Origin of the sequence: Sphingomonas sp. LHG3406-1 (assembly GCF_029637485.1) — a bacterium.
Taxonomy (GTDB): Bacteria; Pseudomonadota; Alphaproteobacteria; order Sphingomonadales; family Sphingomonadaceae; genus Sphingomicrobium.
Map to the genome: position 1 here is coordinate 1,974,669 of NZ_CP069128.1, position 16,233 is coordinate 1,990,901.

Sequence of the window (16,233 nt, forward strand, 5' to 3'; positions counted from 1 at the left end):
CCCGCTACGAGGGCTGCAACAGGCAACTTCCAAGGACAGGCGACTAGATGAAACTGCTGGCCGGCAATTCCAATCCGCCGCTTGCCAAGGCGATCAGCGACTATCTCGAGATCCCGTTGACCAAGGCCAGCGTGCGCCGCTTCGCCGACGAGGAAATCTTCGTCGAGATCCACGAGAATGTTCGCGGCGAGGACGTCTTTCTGATCCAGTCGACCAGTTACCCCGCCAACGACAATCTCATGGAGTTCCTCATCTGCGTCGATGCGCTTCGCCGCGCCTCGGCCAAGCGGATCACCGCCGTTCTTCCCTACTTCGGCTATGCCCGTCAGGACCGCAAACCGGGTCCGCGCACGCCCATCTCCGCGAAGCTGGTGGCGAATCTCATCACCACGGCCGGCGCGAACCGGGTGCTGTCGGTCGACCTCCATGCCGGGCAGATCCAGGGCTTCTTCGACATTCCGACCGACAACCTCTTCGGTGCGCCGGTGATGAGCGCCGACATCCAGGCCCGCTTCGGCGATCAGGCAATCACGGTCGTCTCGCCCGACGTCGGCGGGGTGGTGCGTGCCCGCAGTCTCGCCAAGCGGCTGGAGAATGCACCGCTCGCCATCGTCGACAAGCGGCGTGAAAAGGCGGGCGAATCGGAAGTGATGAACATCATCGGCGACGTGGAGGGGCGCTTCTGCATCCTCATCGACGACATAGTAGATTCGGCCGGCACCCTCTGCAACGCGGCCGCGGCACTCAAGGCGCAGGGCGCGTCGGGCGTGGTCGCCTATGTCACGCACGGCGTGCTGTCGGGTGGAGCGGCCGCCCGAGTGGCGGCCAGCGAGCTGACAGAACTGGTCGTCACCGACAGCATCTATGCCGGCGAAGCTGACCTTCCGGGCACCAAGATCCGACGCCTGACGATTGCGCCGCTGCTCGCTGAAGCTATCCGCCGGATCGCCGACGAATCGAGCGTATCGAGCCTTTTCGATTGATGTTGCTGGTCGCGCGGCGCTTAGCGTTGCGTGGCGGCGGCTCCAGCAGGAATGGTCTTGGCCTGGGCGAGCTGACGCTGGCGGCCGTGGACCCAGGCACGCCCTCCGCCGAAGCTTGCAGCCGGTTCAAAGCCGGTGCGCTGCTCGGCGAGAACGGGGGCGCTCCCCTGTTCCTCAAGGAGCCACCAGCGACCGTCGGCGCGGGCAGCGAGCATCACATAATCGCCGCGGATGCGATCGCGCCCCATCATCAGATAATAGTCGTTGCGGGGGTAGCCGAGCTCGCGAAGCGCCTGATATTTGAGGATAGCCCGGTCGTCGTCGTCGCCAAGGCCGGTATTCAAGGTCTCGGCAGCTGTCGCCCAGTAGGTACGGGCACCATATTGGGTGGTGTCCGAACGCCAGCCGACCCGTCGGTCGATCTCGGCCTGGAGGAATTTAAGCTGGCCGATGCTGCCAAGGCCTCGCGCGGGCTCGATCAGTCCCTGCAGCGCGCTCTTCGAGCGTGTGTCGGCCAGGACCTTGTGCCACTTGTCGGCCCAGCGGCCCTGCGGACCCGGAATGGCGACGGTGCCGAAGAGATTGGGCCGGACCTGGGCGGTGACGACGACGTCGCCGCCTTCACCATCCAGGGGGAGAGTCGCGGCCGGCGCGGCCGGAACTGCGCCAATCAGCGCCAGTCCGAACAGGACCGCGGGCCATGGCCCCTGCCTCCGTCCTTTCCGCATCCATCCTCCTGACCCGGACCGCGCCCAGGCCGGTCGGCCAGGAATGGGTCACGAACAGACGCATGTGAAAAGAAGATGGTTAATAACGCGTGCGTTACAATCGCTGAAGCGGTGCAAAACTGCGATGAGTTGTGTTCAGGCTAGCATAGCACGTCAAAGTACGCACGCGGTCAAGGACATCCTCCGGCAGAATCGGAATCCCGGTGAGTCAACGGCTAGCCGCGAGCAGGCCTGCTGCAATGTAGAGCACGATCGCGACTGGTCCGGTCACAAGCACCGCAAGAATGATCGCCAGGCGAAAGACCAAGGCGTCAGTGCCAGTCATGTCGGCAAGGCCCGCGGCAACGCCCATCAGCTTGGCGTCCTGCTTGTTGAGAATGAACCGGTTCATCGTCTTGTCCTTCTGATCTTGAGTTGATTCAGGCGATCGGCAGCGGGCCGACGGCGGCGCTCACGAACAGCAGCGCGGCGACGAAGGCGCCCGACAGCGAGACGGCGAAACTGCGGAAATCGGTGGTGCTGGTCATGTTATTGCTCCCTTGTCTGCGGCCGGTGGGCCGTATGCCGAAGACAGTGCAGAGCCCGTGCCAAATTCCGAAAACCCAATGTCCACCGTGGCTTATCCCGGAGCCCAAGCGTGGCAGGCGGTGAGGGCGGTGCCCGAGGTTGGGACTTTTCCCCATGCAGTGGGAGGATCGGCGCCAATTCCGAACGCGCTATTAACCATGCTCGCCAGCAAAGCCGCAACCGGTCAGGGTTAATCAGCGGCTTACCGCGATTGCCGGCGTCCTGCCGTCGGTCGCCTGCTGTGGGGACAGAAAAGACATGAAGAAGACGCTCCTTGCCGCGGCCACTCTGGCCGCCGTTTCGACCGCGGTTCCGGCCGCCGCCCAGTCGGTTGCCAGCGCCACTCCGCGTGCGACCGCCAATGCCCGGCTGATCAAGCCGCTGACACTCACCGCCCTCCGCGACCTCAACTTCGGCACCATCGTGATGGGCACCATCGCTGGCGACCAGACGGTCAGCATCGATGGCGCCGGCAGCGTCAGCTGCGGAGCATCGGGCGGTGGCCTGACCTGCGCCGGCACGCCGCAGTCAGCCGGCTATCGAGTCACCGGCACCCAGGGCCAGGTGGTCGTGATCTCCTCGGCCGCGCCGAGCTTTCCGCTGTCGGGTTCGAATGGCGGCACGCTCGCTTTCGTGCCGAGCTTTCCGGCGTCGCTGACGCTCGGTAACTCGGGTGCCCCCGGCAACGACTTCGACGTCGGCGGTTCGGTCACCATCAACAGCAGCACGCCGGACGGCGTCTACTCGGGCCAGATCGACATCCAGGTCGCCTACCAATAAGCGACCCGCGCCTGCGGGCTGCAAGAGGGGCGGTTCTCCGGGGAGGAGGGCCGCCCTTTGTCGTCAAGGGAGCGCAGACGATGGAGCGTGGTTAGCGCTTCGGTAACCAACTGCTGACAGAACGATCCGGAATGGCGGCAATTGCTGCCGAGCCGGGGAGCCTTGTCACGATGAATATCACCGCCCGTTCTGCCCTCCGTACCGCGCTGATCGCCCCGCTGCTGGCGCTCTCGCCAAGCGCCACGGCCGGGGTTGGCGACCTGCTGGTCGCACCGACCCGGATCATTCTCGACGGAGGCCGCGGCACTGAGATCATCCTCAACAACATTGGCGACGAGACCGCGACATATCGCATCTCGGTCGAACTGAAGCGCATGAAGCAGGACGGCACCTTCGAGGACGTGACCACGCCGACCGCGTCGGAAGAAGCGGCGCGCGACATGATCGTCTATGCTCCGCGCCGCGTGGTGCTTCCACCCAAGCAGCCGCAGACCATCCGCATCGCCGCCCGTGCGCCAGCAGGTCTCCCGGACGGAGAATATCGCGTCCACATGCTGTTCCGAGCGGTTCCGCCGGCGCAGCCCCCGCTCCAGACTCCGGCCGATTTCAAGGGCATCGGCTTCGCGCTTACGCCGGTCTATGGAGTCACCATCCCGGTCATCGTTCGCCTCGGCAACCTGTCGGCACAGGCGGGCATCGCCAACGTCGGCAAGGTCGTCGCAGGCGGCAAACCAGCGGTCGGCCTGGAGCTGAGCCGCTCCGGCTCTCGCTCCACCTTCGGCGAAATTCGGGTGCTCAAGGCCGGGCTGAAGGATCCGCTCGCCATCCAGCGCGGCATCGCCGTCTACACCGAGATCGATCGCCGCAAGGTCACAGTCCCGATCGACGACGCGGTCGTCGCACAGGCGACGGGACCGGTCACGGTCCAGTATCTGGAGACTGTCGACGGAGTCACCACCAAGCTGGCCGAGACCAGCGCGGTCCTTCGCTAGGGCGAAGGAGAGCAGGACGGCGCTCGCCATGTCGGGAGGCTGGTTCAGGCTGCCATTGCCGATGCTCGTCGCGGCGAGCGTCGGCATGGCCGCGCCTGCGTCCGCGCCGCCGTCGGCAGAACGCTGGAGCGCGGATCCCGAAGCCCAATTTCTCCTCGACCTGCAGATCCGCCAGCGGGCCTTCGGCGACGGCGTCCGCGCCTATCCGGTGCCGGAAGGCACCTGCGTCATCCTCGGTGATCTCATCACCGCGCTCGACCTGCCGATCAGGATCGATCTTGCTGCCCGCCGGGCCGAAGGCTGGGCATTTCGCGAGAGCAACAGGCTTGTCATCGACCGCGTTGCCGCGCGGGTCTCCTATGGCACCGGAAGCGAGCCGCTTCCGGCCGGGGCGGTCCGCGATGCACCGGAAGGCTGGTGCGTCGAAAGCGGCGCACTGTCGCGCTGGCTTGGCCTGCCGGTCCAGCCGCGAACCGACGCATCTCTGCTCCTGCTCGAGAGCAAGGACAAACTGCCGATCGAAATGGCGATGGAACGCCGCGAACGCGCTTCGCGCCTGACCCGTGCGACCATCCCGATCGACAGCCTGCCGCGCGTCCGCCTTCCCTATCGCATGTGGCGGACGCCAAGCGTCGACGTCATGCTCGACGGGGGCGTCGCCTGGTCCGCGCAGAGCGGCACAAGGATCGACCATCGCGCCAGCATCCTCGCCGCCGGTGAAGCGCTGCAGATGAGCTACGAGGCAAGGATCGCGACGGACCAGCGGGGCCTCCCCACCAACATTCGGCTGCGCGCCTTCCGGTCGGATCCGGACGGGGGGCTGCTCGGGCCGCTCAAGGCAACCCACGTCGCCGTCGGAGACGTGGAGATCGTCGGCTCACCGCTTGCCCTGTCGTCGGGCAGCGGGCGCGGCGCCGTCGTCACGAATCGGCCTCTGTTCAGGCCCGTCGCCTTCGATCGCACGCAGTTCAGCGGCGAATTGCCGGTCGGCTGGGACGCCGAGCTTTACCGAAACGGCGAGCTGGTCGCCTTCGCCGCCGCCGGGAGTGATGGACGTTACCGCTTCGACGATGTCGCGCTCGGCTTCGGCGACAATCGCTTCGAGATATTGAGCTACGGGCCGCAGGGTCAGGTCCGAAGTCGCATCGAAAACCTCACGGTGGGCCCCGAGGCCGTACCGCCGGGCGACACGCATTACTGGCTCGGTGTTGTCGATCCCGGAAGCGACCTGCTCGACTTCCGGAAACGCGACGGTCCCAGCCGCGATAGCGGCTGGCGCGCGACGGCAAGCGTGGAGCATGGTCTGGACCGGCGTACCTCACTGGCGGCGCTGGTCCAGACCCTGAGCGTTGACGACGAGCGTGTGACCTACGTTGAGGGGACCGTTCGCCGCTCGATTGGTCCCGCGATCGCCGAGCTGGCTGTCGCGCGCGACAGCAAGGGCGGGTTGGCGCTGCGGGGACAGGCATTGGCACGGATCGGCGCCGTCAATCTGAGCTGGAGCAGCTTTTGGAGTCGCGATTTCGCCGCTCAGCCTGAGGGCGTCGGCGCAAGCGCGGAGCATCGCTTCAGCGTCGACGCGCCGGTGAAGCTCGGCAGTGACATGATCTTGCCCCTTCACGGCGACATCAGGATCGCCGAGCGTCGCGGTGGTGGACGGTCGCTGGAGGCCAATGGCCGGACCAGCATCATGCTCAGCCGCTTCAACCTGGCGAGCATGGTGCGATGGCGCGACGAACAGCCGGGCGGCGGCCTCAAGGGTCGTCGCGAAGCGGAGGTTGGCCTGATCGGGAGCGGCCGGATCGGTCCGGTGCGGGTCCGCGGCACGACCGAATGGGAGATCCACCCCGGATCCCGCCTCCGCCGCGCCGAGCTTTCGGGCTATTGGAGCAGGGGCGGGAATGCCGATTGGGAAGCCGCCCTCGCCTACGAGCGCCAGGACAAGGGCCGGGCGCGCGCGCGGCTCAGCCATATCCGCCGTTTCGACCAGTTCGCCGTCGCGGGCAGCATCGAGGCCGCCAGCGATGGCTCCGTCGCCGCGGGCCTGAACCTCAACTTCTCGCTCGATCGCGGTCCAGGTGGCTGGCGCTTCAGCCGACAGTCGCTTGCCGGCACTGGCAGCGTGCGCGCGCAGCTGTTCCGCGACGCCAACGGCAACGGCCTGCGCGACAGCGGCGAGAAGGTTGAGGAAGGCGCCGTTCTTACTGCCGGGCTGCGCCCGGCGGACCGGCCTTCAGGGCGCGACGGCTGGGCATCGGTAGCAGGGCTGGACAATTATCGGCCGATAGCGATCGGCGTCGATGCCAGTTCGCTGAGCGATCCCAACCTGGTTCCACTGAAGCCTGCGCAGGTGGTCGTCCCGCGGCCCGGTGTCTCGGCCGAGCTGCTGATCCCGCTGACCGGCGGCGGCGCGATCGAGGGCGTCCTGCTGAAGGATGGCGGCGGAAGCTTCGAAGGGCTCGACCTCGAACTGGTCGATGCCGCGGGCAAGGTCGTCGCGACCGCCGGTAGCGATTATGATGGCTTCTTCCTGTTCGAACGGGTGCCGCCGGGCCGCTACAGCCTCCGTCTCAGTGGTCCGAGTGCGGTGCTAGCCAAGTCCGATCCACAGCTGACGCCCGGGGCCTTCGAGCTCAAGCCCGAGCAAGCGGTGCTTCGTCTCGGTTCTCTGGTGGTGAAAGCAAGCCCCAAGCTTGCCGTTAACCAAGATGTCGTCTTAGGCGACTTGAGGTTGGCCAACTAAACCAACCCTTCAGTTCAGGCACTTCTTTCCAGAAGTGGTGCGGTCGAGAAGACTCGAACTTCCACGGCCTTTCGGCCACAGCGACCTCAACGCTGCGCGTCTACCAATTCCGCCACGACCGCACGTCATCTGGCGCTCTGAGGAAGTGAGCGCCGTTGGCAAGGCGCGTGCCTCTAGCAGCGCCTTTCGGACAGCGCAACTGCGCTCAGAGACGTTCCGAAACGGGGCAAAGGTAAAGGAACCGTTTACCTTTCGGGGCGTCAAACGTAGCCTCTTCATCATGCTCGCGCTCGCTCTCATGCTCGCTGCGGCCCAGCCGATCGCCAGCCCGCCGCAGGCGGTTCGATCGCGAGCGGTGTCGGCGAGAGCGCTGGTGACAATAAGGATCGTTCAGGCGGCCGAGGTCAGGCAGGGGCGTAGCAGCTCACCCCATCAACGCCGGATGCGTCTTGATGCCGAGGGCAGGAATCAGCTTCTCTTGGAATTCGAGTGACTTAGGCGCCGGTCGCGGCGCTCTCCCTGCACATTGGCGGGCGCTGCTGCGTCCCGAAGAAGACCTCCAGACAAGCCGCCGCCGGCGGAATGTCGAGGTTTGCGCTATGAAAGCTGGTGCGCGCGCCCGGCGCCAGCTGCGGCGGGGAGATCGGAATGGTCCAGCGGTAGACAACCTGCTGCTCGATGCTGCGAAGCTGCGCATTCAACGGCGGGACGGCGAGTGTTTCTTCCGTCTCGTTGATGACGACCCCGCTGACTTCAAAGAGCTGGTTGCCGCTGGCCAGCTGCTGACGCCCGTGCTGCTGCACCTGAACCGTCAGCCGGGCCTCGTCCGTGGCCTGGGCGAGGCCAAGGCGGCTCTTGAACTCGGACGGCGCCAGGAACCAGATGGCCGCCGCGATCGCCGCCACCAGCAGTAGCGCGATGAGAACCAGCGGCCACCGCTTGCGCGGAGCCGCGCCTTCGTCGCCGCGGTCGGCGAAGGGGCTGTAGAGGTCATCGGCCTCGACCCGCGCTGCTCGCAGCGGATGCGGAGTGCGCTCAGGCGCCGCCTGGGTCGCGGGTTCCTCGGCGGGCACCACTTCTTCAGGATAGGGCTCGGTCGCAGCCGCCGCCTCAGCCGGCATCGCGCCCTCGGCGGGTTCCGGATCGGCCAGCTGGCTCGCCGCCGGCTCGGTCGTCGCCGCGGGCCCGGGCAGCGTCTGCGCGTCAGGATCGTCTTCTGCCAAGGTCGGCTGGTCGGGATGCGCATGGTCGCCGAGCTCGGCCGCCGATGCACTGCCGCCTGCTTCACCGAGCGGGTGACCGGAGTCCGCCTCAGGGTTCAGGTCGGAGCGATGCTCCTCCGGAATGTGCTGGACAGGCTCGGCAGCCACTCCGCCGGGCGCGCCGTCTTCCACCATCTCGCTGGCTTCCGGGTCCTGATGCCAGCTATGTTTGCACTGGGCGCAGCGCACGGTGCGGCCGTCCGGGGGGATGGCCCCGTCCTTCACCACATATCGCGTCCCGCATGACGGGCAGGTCAGGATCATGTCGGCCGCTTTCCCTTTGAACCGTCAACAAAGTCGGTGCGTAACCTTTTCGTGAATCCATTGGCAAGCTAGAGCCGCATCAAGAAGCAAGGAATAGGGGGCGGGACTGGCCGCGCTGGTCGAGTTCGACGGGGTTGGGTTGCGTTACGGGACCGGCGCCGAAGTGCTTGCCGGCCTCGACTTCAAGCTTGCGCCCGGTGGTTTCTACTTCCTGACCGGCCCCTCGGGCGCCGGCAAGACCTCCTTGCTCAAGCTGCTCTACCTCGCCCAGCGCCCAACGCGCGGGCGATTGCGGCTGTTCGGCGAGGATCTTAGCGAAGCTTCGCGGGAAGCGCTGCCCGCCTTCCGCCGCCGGATCGGGGTGGTCTTCCAGGACTTCCGGCTGGTGCGGCACCTGTCCGCCTTCGACAATGTCGCCTTGCCCCTCCGTATCGCCGGCCAGAGCGACCGTGAGATCGAGGGGCCGGTGAGGGAGATGCTGGCCTGGGTCGGGCTCGCCGATCGTGCCAGCGCGCGGCCGCCAACCCTCTCCGGCGGCGAACAGCAGCGGGTCGCCATTGCCCGGGCAGTGATCGCCCGGCCCGAGTTGCTGGTGGCCGACGAGCCAACCGGCAATGTCGACGCCACCATGGCGACGAGGCTGATCCACCTGTTCGAAGCGCTAAACCGCCTCGGCACCACGGTTGTGGTCGCCACCCACGACCTGTCGCTGATCGGCGCGGTGAAGGGCTCACGAATGATGCGGCTGGAAAACGGGCAGCTTGCCGATCCTACCGGCGAGCTCCGTCATCCGCCGCCACGCCTTGGTGCAACCGAGGCATGATCAAGGCGCTTCTCCCGTCTCTCGCCATGCGCCGGCTCTTGCCCGAGCAGCGCCGCCGTGCCGCGCCGTGGATCATCGGCCTGATGACCTTCGTCAGCCTGGTGGTGGGTGTCGCGGGTGCCGTTGCGCTCGGCGCCATCGGCGATCTCGGTCGGTCGGCGGAAGGGCGCTGGTCGCTGCAGGTGACGGGAACGCCAGCGCAAGCGGCACAGGCAGAGGCCTTGCTCCGCGGCAGCGCCGAGGTGACGAGTGTGCAGCCGGTGCCCGAAGCCGAGGTCCGCACCACGCTGCGGCGTTGGCTGGGCCCTGGCGCCGACACGCTTGGCCTGCCGCTGCCCACGCTTGGCGAAGTGACGCTGCGGCCGGGGGCGAATGGCGAAGCGCTCGCCCAGCGCCTCGAGGCACGGGTCTCATCGGCGCGCCTCACGCCTTATTCGCGCGAACTGGCGCCCCTTCTCGGCACGCTCGAGAGTCTCGCGACGCTAGTCATCGGCCTGCTGTTCGTGCTCGCCGCCGCACTGGCCGCCGCTGTGACGCTGGCCGCGCGGGCCACGCTCGACGCCAATCGGCAGACGCTGGACGTCCTTCACGGCATCGGCGCGACCGACGATCAATTGTTGTCGCTGGTGCAGCGGCGGATCGCGCTCGACGCACTGGTCGGTAGCCTCGCCGGAGCAACCGCCGCAATATTGGTAGTGGTGGCGGCGCTCATTCCCGCAAGGGGCCTGCTCGGCGGCTGGGGCGGAGCGCCGTCGCTGTCGCCGATCGCCTGGGTCCTGCTCGCGCTCCTGCCCCTGCTTCAGGCCGGGCTTGCCACCCTGGTTGCCAGACGGGCCTTGCGGCAGGCATTGACGGATAGCCCATGACCGTTCGCCTGACCGCACTGTTCACGCTGCTCTACGCGCTCGGTTTCGCCCTATTCAGCGTGAGCCTGGCGGAGCCGGCCGGCACGGAAAAGACCGAGGCCATCGTCGTCCTGACCGGCGGAAAGGGACGTATCGAACGGGGCATGGCCATGCTGCAGGCCGGCCACGCAAGGCGGATGCTCATCTCCGGCGTCGACCCGAGTGTCACCCGCCGGGATCTGGCGCGACGGCTCGGCCCGGGGTCGCTTCGAACGCTGCGCTGCTGCGTCGATCTCGGTTCGGAGTCCGTCGACACGCGAAGCAATGCGGAGGAGGCCCGCCGCTGGATCGAGGCGCGCGGCTACACATCGCTGCGACTGGTGACCAGCGATTGGCACATGCGTCGCGCAACCTACGAATTCCGCTCCGACCTCCCCGAAGCGCGCATCGTCGAGGATGCGGTGGCGACCCGGCCGAGCCTGTTCACATTGTTCGCCGAGTATAACAAATATCTGCTGCGGCGCGCGGCGCTGTGGCTCGATCTGTAAACGGAAGCTCGATGTCGGCCCTGCGTTCGATCCTCTATTTCCTCATCTTCTATCCAGGCACCGTCTTCTACTGCCTGGCGACACTGGCCGTGGCCCCGTTCGGCAGTGGTCCGGTGAGGAGAGTCATTCACGGCTGGGCCGATTTCCATCACCTGCTGGTCACGCGCCTGCTCGGCATTCAATTCAAGATCGAGGGCGAGATGCCGTCCGGACCAGTGCTGGTCGCGGTCAAGCACCAGGCGATGGTCGAGACGATCGAGGTGCTGCGGCTGGTGGATACGCCGGTCGTGGTGATGAAGCAGCAATATGTGAAGACGCCGCTGCTCGGGCCGGTGATGCGGCGCTATGGCGTCATCGGGGTCGATCGCGAAGCCGGTGCCAGTGCTCTCCGCGAGATGATGCAGCGTGGCAGGCAGGCGATCGCCGACGGGCGTCCGGTCGTGATCTTCCCCGAGGGCACACGGGTGCCGGTCGGAACCTGCCCGCCGCTACGCCCCGGTTTCGCCGGCCTTTACCGTGCGCTCGGCCTGCCAGTCGTGCCCGTGGCGCATGACAGCGGCAGGGTCTGGCCCAAGGCGCTGGTCAAGCGCCCAGGGGTGATCCGGCTGACGATCGGCGAAACCATTCCTGCCGGGCTCAAGCGCGATGCCATCGAGGACCGGGTCCACGAAGCCATCAACGCACTTGAAGCCTAGCCGCGTAGGGTCGCTCCGAGCTTGATGGCGGCCGCGACGACCTTGTCGGACAACGCCGTCAGGTCGGCTTCGGTGAGCGTCTTGTCGGCCGGCTGCAGCATCACCTCGAGCGCGAGGCTGAGGTCGCCCCCTTCCGGCTGGTAGCGGTCGAACAGGCGGACATCGGCGATGAGCGCCTTGTCCGCCCCGCGGACCGCGCGGACGAGGTCGCCGGCGGCAAGGCCTGCCGGGACGACGAATGCGAAGTCGCGCGTAACCGGCTGCAGCGCTGGCGGGGAGAAAGCCGGGCGTGCTCGGCCCTTGTCCCGCGATGCCGGAAGGGCATCGAGGTAGAGGTCGGCGGCCTGCGTGCCGGTCGGCAGGTCCAGGGCCTTGGCCATGGCTGGATGCAACTCCCCGAAGCGCGCCAGTTCGGCCTTGCCGAGGCGAAGCACGGCGGAGCGGCCCGGGTGGAAGTCGTCGCCTGCGCCGGCTGTCAGCTGCAGGTTCGGCGTGGGAATGCCAGCCTCGCCGAGCAGCGCCAGCACCGACGCCTTGACGTCAAATGGCTCGAACGGGCGCGCCTTGCCGGTCTGCCAGCCGCGAGGCAGCGCTTCACCGGCGAGCAGCAGCGAGAGAGTGGGGCGCTCGGCGTTGGCCAGGTAGCGGCGCCCAAGCTCGAACAGGCGGACGCTGGTGGCGCCACGGGCGAGATTGCGGGCGGCGGCCCGGGCGAGGCCCGGGAGGAGCGAAGGACGCATGACCTTCATCTCCTCGCTGATCGGATTGGCGAGGACATGGGCCCCGCCGCCGAACAGCGCTGCATCATCCTCCGAGATAAAGCTCCAGGTCACCGCCTCGTTGAGGCCGCGGGCCGCGGCGGCGCGACGGAGGCGGCGTTCCAGCCGCTGCGCGGGAAGGGCGACAGGCCTGGCGACGCCGGGCGCGCGCGGCAACGGCGTGGAGGGAAGGAGGTCGAAGCCGGCGACGCGCGCCACTTCCTCGACCAGGTCGGCCTCGCCGTCGATGTCCGGACGCCAGCCGGGCACGATCCAGCCCGCTGAGCCCTGCACGAAGCCGAGCGACGTCAGGATGCGCGCCTGCTCGTTCGCGGGAAGATCAAGCCCCGCCAGGCTCTTCACCCGCTCCGGCCGCAGCGGAATGGTGCGGGGAGCGATGACTTCGGCCCAGCGCGGGGAGGTGGTGAAGCTGCGTTCGCTCGCGGAACCGCCGCACAGGTCGAGGATCATCGCCGTGGCGGCGTCGATCATCTCTTCAAGCGTCAGGGGATCGACGCCTCTTTCGAAGCGGGCGCGCGCGTCGGTGTGGACCTGGTGGCGCTGCCCGGTGCGGGCAATCGAGACGGGATCAAACCAGGCGCATTCGAGTAGCACGTCGGTGGTCGTCTCCGACACGCCGGTCGAGGCCCCGCCGACCACGCCGCCGAGCCCGATGGCGCCGCTGTCATCGGCGATGACGCAGTCTTCGGACGAAGCCTCATAGGCGCGGTCGTTGAGCGCATCGAAGCGCTCGGCACGGCCCTTGCGCGCGACGATCCCGCCCCGCAGCAGCCCGGCATCATAGACGTGGAGGGGCCGGGCCTGGTCGACCGAGAAGAAGTTGGTGACGTCGACCAAGGCCGAGATCGGCCGCAGGCCGACGGCGCGCAGCCGCTGCTGCAGCCAGTCCGGCGACGGACCATTGCGGACGCCGCGGATCAGGCGGCCGGCAAAGGCCTCGCAGCCGCTGCCCTCTTCGATCCGGATGGAGACGGGATTGGCGCCATTGCTCTCGAACGGCCTGACGGGTCGTTCGCGCAGGGTACCGAGGCCCGCCGCCGCCAGGTCCCGTGCGATTCCGCGCACGCCGAAGCAGTCCGGCCGGTTGGGCGTGACGGCGATGTCGAATACCGGATCCTCAAGCCCGGCATAGGAAGCGAAACCCTGGCCTACCGGAGCGTCCGCCGGAAGTTCGATGATCCCGTCGTGGCCGGCGCCGAGCTCCAGTTCGCGCTCCGAGCACATCATGCCGTTGCTTTCGACGCCCCGGATGGCGGCGACCTTGAGCGTGAAGTCGCTACCTGGCACGTAGGCGCCCGGCGGTCCGAACACGCCCTTCATGCCGGCCCGTGCATTGGGCGCGCCGCAGACGACCTGCATCGGTCCCTGGCCGAATTCGACCTGCAGCACCTGCAATTTGTCCGCCTGCGGGTGACGCTCTGCGCTCAGCACCTCGGCGATGACGAACGGCGCCAGCTTCTCGGCAGGATTGTCGACGCTTTCGACCTCCAGGCCGAGCGCGGTCAGCTTGTCGGCGATCTCCTGCACCGACGCGTCGGTGTCGAGGTGATCCTTCAGCCATGAGAGGGTGAACTTCATGCGCCCACTCCCGCGCTCAGCGTGGGCACGGCGAGCGCGCTGAAGCCATAGTGGCGGAGCCAGCGAAGGTCGCCGTCGAAGAACTGCCGCAAGTCGTTCATTCCATATTTGAGCATCGCCAGGCGGTCGATCCCGGTGCCGAAGGCGAAGCCCTGCCATTCATCGGGGTCGAGCCCGGCGGCGGCGATCACCCGCGGGTGCACCATGCCGCTGCCCAGCACCTCCATCCACCCTTCGCTGCCGCCGACCACGCGCCGGCCATTTTCCATCGACCAGCCGACGTCGACCTCGGCCGAGGGCTCGGTGAAGGGGAAGTAGGAAGGGCGGAGGCGGATGGCGATGTCGTCACGCTCGAAGAAAGCCTTGAGGAAGGTCTCCAGCGTCCACTTGAGATGGCCCATGGTGATGTCACGATCGATGACGATGCCTTCGACCTGGTGGAACATGGGCGTGTGGGTGGCGTCGCTGTCGGACCGGTAGACGCGGCCGGGCGCAATCACCCGCAGCGGCGCGCCCAGCTGCTGCATGGAGCGGATCTGCACCGGCGAGGTGTGGGTGCGAAGGACGAACGTACCTTCGACCCCCTCGCGCGGCTCGACGTAGAAGGTGTCGTGCATGGCCCGCGCTGGATGGGTCTCGGGCATGTTGAGCGCGGTGAAATTGTACCAGTCGCTCTCGATTTCCGGCCCTTCGGCCACCGCGAAACCGAGGTCGGCGAAGATCTCCGCCAGCTCGTCCATCACCTGGCTGACCGGATGAATGCTGCCCTGCGGTAGCTCTGGCGCCGGCAGGCTGAGGTCGAGGCGCTCTGTGGCGAGCTTGCGCTCCAGCTCGGCGGCCTCGAGCGCGGCCTTGCGCGCCTCGATGGCGGCGGCAACCTCGGCACGCTGGCCCTGGATCGCCGGACCGCGAACCTGCCGCTCCTCGGGGCTCATCTGACCGAGAGTCTTGAGCAAGGCGGTGACCCAGCCATTCTTGCCAAGTGCCGCGACCCGTTCCGCGTCGAGCGCGGTGAGATCGGAAGCGACGGCGATGCGGCCGAGGGTGGAGGCGAGGTCGGACATGGCGGCGCGTTTAGCGGCTGCTCCGCCAAGCGTCACCCCTGCCTCGCGGTCACGCCACGAACGGATAGGGCGAGATGGTCTTCCTGTTCTCATGCACCGCCAGCCGCGACCCCGCCGGCGGGGTGGCGCGATAGGCGCAGTCGAGGCGGGGGCAGATGGAGCAGGCGGGACCGACCGGCGTCACCGGCGCACGGTCGAGGTCGATGCCCTCCGCGCAATGCAGCTTGTGGGCATGCTCGATGCTGCAGCCGAGGCCGATGGCAAGCAGGCCGCCCGAAAGCTCGGTCTTGATCGGCCGCTCGATCGTCCGGGCGACGGTGAAATACCGATGGCCGTCCGGAGTCTCGATCAATTGCGTCACCGCCTGCCCGGCGGCCTGGAAGGCTGCGTGCAGGTTCCAGCGCGGGCAGGTTCCGCCGAAGCGGGAGAAGGGGAAGCGGTCGCCGGCATAGCGCTTGGAGACGTTTCCGGCCGGATCGATGCGCAGCATGAAGAAGGGAATGCCGCGCGCACCCTGCCTGCCGAGCGTGGTGAAGCGGTGGGATATCTGTTCGACGTTCGCTCCGAATTCCGCGCACAGCCGGTCGATCGACCAGCGGAAGCGCGTCGCTGCGTCGAGGAACTTGCCGTAGGGCATCATGATCGCGCCCGCCGCGTAATTGGCAAAGCTCATGTGGAGCAGGTGGCGGGTGCCTTCGTCCGGCGGCCTTGCCGCATCGAGCAGGCGAGCGATGATCGGGTGAAACTCGAGCAATGACAGCTGGTAAGCGATGCCGAACGTCTTGTTCTCCGGCCGGAGCAGCGACGAAAGCATCAGCAGCCGTCGCTGTGGGTCATAGGCCTGGCTGGCGCCCTGAAGCTCCTCAGGGCCCACCACGCTGACCGAGACGCCATAGGCCTCGTTGAGGCGGCGACGAAGGGGCTCGGCGACCGACAGGGGATCGCCGAGCGCGCCACCGAGCGTCTCGGCACCTTCCTCCAGTTCGGGAAAGTGGTTGGACCGCGACTGGATATAGTCGCGTACCCAGGTTTCGGGCGTAATCAGCGCCCGCTCGTCCCCCTCTGCACCGAGTGCCGCCGGCGCCAGCCGCCGCTCGCGCAGGGCAGTGTAGAGGCGGGTCACGCCCTCGGCGATACCGGGGCTGTTGTCACTGAGTTCGAGTATTTCCTGGCGGCTGATCTGCAGGTCGGCGAACATCGGGTCCGCGAACACCTCGGACAGCTGCTCGGCCGAACCCTGGTCTCCGCCCTCGCTGGCGAAGCTGCGGATGTCGACCTCGAAGGTTTCCGCAAGGCGTAGCAGGATGGCCGCGGTAACGGGACGCTGGTTGCGCTCCAGATGGTTGAGATAGCTGGGTGAAATGCCGAGCAGCCCGGCCATGGCCGTCTGCTGCAGCCCGCGGTCGCGACGCAGGCGCTTCAGTCGCGCGCCGAGGAAGAGCTTCTTGGCCACGCTTTGTACAATGTCAAACCGGTCACAATTCTACAAGTCACATTGTGACACTTGTGCCTTTTTCGACGCTGCCTTTCAGCCGCCCGACTGTTTGAACCTTCCTGAAACAAGCAAGCACGGCGGCCGGAC

At 67.3% G+C, this 16,233-nt stretch carries 15 protein-coding genes and 1 tRNA gene; 9 read left to right on the forward strand and 7 right to left on the reverse strand.

The annotated features are described in order from the left end of the window. Window positions 1-47: 47 nt before the first annotated feature. Window positions 48-983, forward strand: coding sequence for a ribose-phosphate pyrophosphokinase (locus JOY29_RS09625; protein WP_300973314.1), 936 nt, complete (start codon window positions 48-50; stop codon window positions 981-983). 20 nt (window positions 984-1,003) lie between these two features. On the opposite strand, the gene JOY29_RS09630 is transcribed toward JOY29_RS09625, so the two are convergent. Both JOY29_RS09630 and JOY29_RS09635 read right to left on the reverse strand, forming a co-directional pair. Beyond that, a complete protein-coding gene (locus tag JOY29_RS09630) occupies window positions 1,004-1,711 on the reverse strand; it encodes a transglutaminase-like cysteine peptidase (protein ID WP_300973315.1) in 708 nt (235 codons plus the stop codon). A 208-nt stretch (window positions 1,712-1,919) separates the two neighbouring features. Beyond that, window positions 1,920-2,102 carry a PspC domain-containing protein gene (locus JOY29_RS09635; protein ID WP_300973316.1) on the reverse strand — a complete coding sequence of 61 codons (183 nt, stop codon included), beginning with the start codon at window positions 2,100-2,102 and terminating at the stop codon, window positions 1,920-1,922. 434 nt (window positions 2,103-2,536) lie between these two features. Between JOY29_RS09635 and JOY29_RS09640 the strand changes: the two genes are divergently transcribed. From JOY29_RS09640 to JOY29_RS09650, 3 genes are all read left to right on the forward strand, one after another. Beyond that, complete coding sequence (locus JOY29_RS09640; RefSeq protein WP_300973317.1) at window positions 2,537-3,058, forward strand: DUF4402 domain-containing protein; 522 nt, start codon at window positions 2,537-2,539, stop codon at window positions 3,056-3,058. A 170-nt stretch (window positions 3,059-3,228) separates the two neighbouring features. Beyond that, window positions 3,229-4,050, forward strand: a complete 822-nt coding sequence (locus tag JOY29_RS09645; RefSeq protein WP_300973318.1) for a molecular chaperone — start codon at window positions 3,229-3,231, stop codon at window positions 4,048-4,050. A 28-nt stretch (window positions 4,051-4,078) separates the two neighbouring features. Next, window positions 4,079-6,793 (forward strand): collagen binding domain-containing protein, encoded by a 2,715-nt coding sequence (locus tag JOY29_RS09650; RefSeq protein WP_300973319.1) that lies wholly within the window; start codon window positions 4,079-4,081, stop codon window positions 6,791-6,793. 35 nt (window positions 6,794-6,828) lie between these two features. Here JOY29_RS09650 and JOY29_RS09655 read toward each other — a convergent pair. Continuing rightward, window positions 6,829-6,915 (reverse strand) — tRNA-Leu (locus JOY29_RS09655). 158 nt (window positions 6,916-7,073) lie between these two features. Between JOY29_RS09655 and JOY29_RS09660 the strand changes: the two genes are divergently transcribed. After that, the gene (locus JOY29_RS09660) at window positions 7,074-7,286 is read left to right on the forward strand and encodes a hypothetical protein (RefSeq protein ID WP_300973320.1); all 213 of its coding nucleotides are present in this window, start codon (window positions 7,074-7,076) and stop codon (window positions 7,284-7,286) included. A 1-nt stretch (window position 7,287) separates the two neighbouring features. Here the strand turns inward: JOY29_RS09660 and JOY29_RS09665 are convergent, their stop codons facing one another. After that, window positions 7,288-8,319, reverse strand: coding sequence for a zinc-ribbon domain-containing protein (locus tag JOY29_RS09665; protein ID WP_300973321.1), 1,032 nt, complete (start codon window positions 8,317-8,319; stop codon window positions 7,288-7,290). A gap of 106 nt (window positions 8,320-8,425) precedes the next feature. Here JOY29_RS09665 and ftsE point away from each other — a divergent pair, with 106 nt between their 5' ends. Genes ftsE through JOY29_RS09685 form a run of 4 tightly spaced genes read left to right on the forward strand, consistent with a single transcriptional unit; the run spans window position 8,426 to window position 11,230 of the window. Next, the gene (gene ftsE / locus JOY29_RS09670; RefSeq protein WP_300975517.1) at window positions 8,426-9,142 is read left to right on the forward strand and encodes a cell division ATP-binding protein FtsE; all 717 of its coding nucleotides are present in this window, start codon (window positions 8,426-8,428) and stop codon (window positions 9,140-9,142) included. Then, window positions 9,139-10,008 carry a cell division protein gene (locus JOY29_RS09675; protein WP_300973322.1) on the forward strand — a complete coding sequence of 290 codons (870 nt, stop codon included), beginning with the start codon at window positions 9,139-9,141 and terminating at the stop codon, window positions 10,006-10,008. The genes ftsE and JOY29_RS09675 overlap by 4 nt, the downstream gene beginning before the upstream one ends. Then, the gene (locus tag JOY29_RS09680; RefSeq protein ID WP_300973323.1) at window positions 10,005-10,535 is read left to right on the forward strand and encodes a YdcF family protein; all 531 of its coding nucleotides are present in this window, start codon (window positions 10,005-10,007) and stop codon (window positions 10,533-10,535) included. The genes JOY29_RS09675 and JOY29_RS09680 overlap by 4 nt, the downstream gene beginning before the upstream one ends. A gap of 11 nt (window positions 10,536-10,546) precedes the next feature. Further along, the gene (locus JOY29_RS09685; protein WP_300973324.1) at window positions 10,547-11,230 is read left to right on the forward strand and encodes a 1-acyl-sn-glycerol-3-phosphate acyltransferase; all 684 of its coding nucleotides are present in this window, start codon (window positions 10,547-10,549) and stop codon (window positions 11,228-11,230) included. Here the strand turns inward: JOY29_RS09685 and pheT are convergent. The 3 genes from pheT to JOY29_RS09700 are packed head-to-tail and all read right to left on the reverse strand — an operon-like array spanning window position 11,227 to window position 16,104. After that, entirely contained in the window at window positions 11,227-13,587 is a 2,361-nt protein-coding gene (pheT, locus tag JOY29_RS09690; protein WP_300973325.1) for a phenylalanine--tRNA ligase subunit beta, read from the reverse strand. The two genes, JOY29_RS09685 and pheT, sit on opposite strands and share 4 nt — an antisense overlap. Further along, the gene (gene pheS / locus JOY29_RS09695) at window positions 13,584-14,651 is read right to left on the reverse strand and encodes a phenylalanine--tRNA ligase subunit alpha (RefSeq protein WP_300973326.1); all 1,068 of its coding nucleotides are present in this window, start codon (window positions 14,649-14,651) and stop codon (window positions 13,584-13,586) included. The genes pheT and pheS overlap by 4 nt, the downstream gene beginning before the upstream one ends. A gap of 49 nt (window positions 14,652-14,700) precedes the next feature. Then, window positions 14,701-16,104: a short-chain fatty acyl-CoA regulator family protein gene (locus tag JOY29_RS09700; RefSeq protein WP_300973327.1), complete on the reverse strand. Its 1,404-nt coding sequence runs from the start codon at window positions 16,102-16,104 to the stop codon at window positions 14,701-14,703. Between the last annotated feature and the right edge of the window lie 129 nt (window positions 16,105-16,233).